Origin of the sequence: Pseudomonas sp. UBA6753 (assembly GCF_002453565.1) — a bacterium.
GTDB classification, from domain to species: Bacteria; Pseudomonadota; Gammaproteobacteria; order Pseudomonadales; family Pseudomonadaceae; genus Aquipseudomonas; species Aquipseudomonas putida_Z.
In genome coordinates, this window is the sequence record NZ_DKHD01000027.1 from 52240 (window position 1) to 55065 (window position 2826).

Below are 2826 nucleotides of genomic sequence, written 5' to 3' on the forward strand. Positions count from 1 at the left end.
TGGCCCGGCGGTTCAGTTCGCCGTAGCTCAGGGTCTGCTCGCCGAAGGTGACTGCCGGGGCCTCGGGGGCGGTGGCCACCTGGGCCTCGATCAGCTCATGAATGGTTCGCTCATCCGGGAAGGCGGCGGTGTTGCGGCTCCAGTCACACAGCACCGCCTGCTGCTCGTCCTCGCCCAGCAATGGCAGCTCACTGATGCGTTGCCCGGGCTGGCGCACGATAGCTTCCAGCAGGTTGACCCAATGCCGCGCCATGCGCTCGATGGTGCTGGCGTCGAACAGGTCGGTGGCGTAGATCAGTGCCGCACCGATCTCCTGCCCGTCTTCGTAGGTATCCAGGCTCAGGTCGAACTTGGCGGTGTGAGTGCTCCAGTCCAGGCCGGACATTTCCAGGCCCGGCAAGCGGTGCTGGCTGCCCTTGAGCTCGGTCTGGTGGTTGTACAGCACCTGGAACAACGGGTTGTGGCCAAGATTGCGTTCCGGCTGCAAGGCTTCGACCAGCTGCTCGAATGGCAGGTCCTGGTGGGCCTGCGCGCCCAGAACACGTTGCCTGACCTGTTGCAGCAGCTCGCCGAACGTCAGCTGCATATCGAACTCGGCACGCAGCACCTGGGTGTTGACGAAGAAACCGATCAGGCGCTCGGTCTCGACCCGGTTGCGGTTGGCCGTGGGCACACCAACACGGATGTCGGCCTGGCCCGAGTAGCGATGCAGCAAGGTCTGGAAGCTGGCCAGCAACAGCATGAACGGCGTCACGCCCTGCTGCTGGGCAACGCGCTTGAGGTTGGCCGCCAGCTCATTGCCCAACTCAATCGGCCAACGCGCGCCTTGGTGGCTCGGTACAGCCGGGCGCAGATGATCCAACGGCAGCTCCAGCACCGGTTGCTCATCACCCAATTGTTCGGTCCAGTAGGCCAGCTGCCGCGCCTGCTCACCGGCCTCCATCCAGTTGCGCTGCCACACGGCAAAGTCCGCGTACTGGATCGGCAGGGCCGGCAGCGTCGGCACCTGGCCCTGGCTGTAGCCGGCATACAGTTGCACCAGTTCGTCGACCATCACCGGCATCGACCAGCCGTCGGCGACGATATGGTGCAGGGTCAGCACCAGCACGTGCTGGTCCGCCGCCAGACGCAGCAGCCGGGCCCGCAGCAGCGGCCCCTGCTCCAGGTCGAACGGTTGCCCTGCTTCGGTCTCGACCCAGGCCCGCACAGCGGCCTCGTCAGCGTACGCCTGCTCCTCGACGACCAGCTCGAACGGCACTTGAGCATGAATGACCTGCACCGCCTGTTCGCCGTCCAGGCGGAAGGTGGTGCGCAGGGTTTCGTGACGCTCGATCAAGGCGCCGAAGGCCTGTTGCAGGGCGGCGACATCCAGCGCCCCGGCCAGCTTCAGTGCGGCCGGAATGTTGTAGGTGGCACTGTGCGGTGCCCATTGCCACAGGAACCACTGCCGTTGCTGGGCATAGGAAAGTGCCAGCGGCTGCTCCCGGGAAACCCGCTCAATGACGCTGGAGCAAGCCTGCTCACCTTGCGCTGCAAGCCTGGCGAAGTCGGCCAGGCTCGACGTTTCGAACAGCGCGCGCAACTGCAGCTCCACGCCCAGGCTCTGGCGTACCCGGGAGATCACCTGGACGGCGAGCAAGGAATGCCCACCCAGTTCGAAGAAGTTGTCGCCAAGGCCTACCCGCTCCAGTTTCAGCACATCGGCCCAGATCGCCGCGATCTGTTGTTCCAGTTCACTCTGCGGGGCCACGTATGCCGCTTGGAGCAGGCTGGCATCCGGTTGCGGCAATGCACGGCGGTCCAGCTTGCCGTTGGCGGTCAACGGCAGCCTGGCCAGGAACAGCAGGTGGGCCGGCACCATGTAGTCCGGCAGGCTCGCCTTCAGCGCAGCGCGCAGCGCCTCACGCTCGGCAGCCTGGGCCTCGGTGCTGGCCATCACGGCCGCATCGGCAGGCACCACATAACCCACCAGCTGCTTGCCGCCCGGGCCATCCTGAGCCAGTACCACGCCCTGGGCCACGCTGGCCTGCGTCTGCAGCCGCGCCTCGATCTCGCCCAGTTCGATGCGAAAACCTCGAATCTTCACCTGATGGTCGATCCGCCCCAGATACTCCACCACCCCCGCGCCGCCGTAGCGGGCCAGGTCGCCCGAGCGGTACAGGCGGCCACCCTGGCTGTCGAACGGGTTCGGCACGAAGCGCTCGGCGGTCAGCCCCGGGCGCCCGTGATACCCCCGCGCCAGGCCGGCCTGGCCGATCACCAGTTCGCCGTGGCTGCCCGGGGCCACCGGATTCAGCGCGGCATCCAGCAGGTACCACGACAGGTCCGGGATCACCTCGCCGATCGGGCTGCTCGCGCCCTTGGCCAGGTCGGCCTTGGTGATCGGCCGGTAGGTCACATGCACCGTGGTTTCGGTGATGCCGTACATGTTGATCAGCCGTGGCTGCTGGTCGCCGAACACCTCGAACCAGGGCTCGAGGCTGCTCACGTCCAGCGCTTCGCCACCGAACACCACATGCCGCAGTGCCAGGCCCTGCCCCTGCCGCGCTGCCGCGCAGGCCACCGGGATCAACTGGCGGAACGCCGACGGCGTCTGGTTCAGCACCGTCACCTGCTCGCGCTGCAGCAGCGCGTGGAAGTCCTCGGTGGAGCGTGCCACGTCCTTGGCCACCATCACCGCCCGGCCGCCGTACAGCAACGCGCCGAACAGCTCCCATACCGAGAAGTCGAAGGCGTAGGAGTGGAACACCGTCCACACGTCACTGGCATCGAAACGGAACCAGTCCTGGGTCGCCGCGAACAGGCGGACCACGTTCTGGTGCGGCA

At 66.7% G+C, this 2826-nt stretch carries 1 protein-coding gene; it reads right to left on the minus strand.

Features of this window, described 5'->3' with window-relative positions; translation table 11 throughout:
• A partial coding sequence (locus B2790_RS10240; RefSeq protein WP_286918768.1) for a condensation domain-containing protein occupies nucleotides 1-2826 on the minus strand: 2826 nt, incomplete at both ends.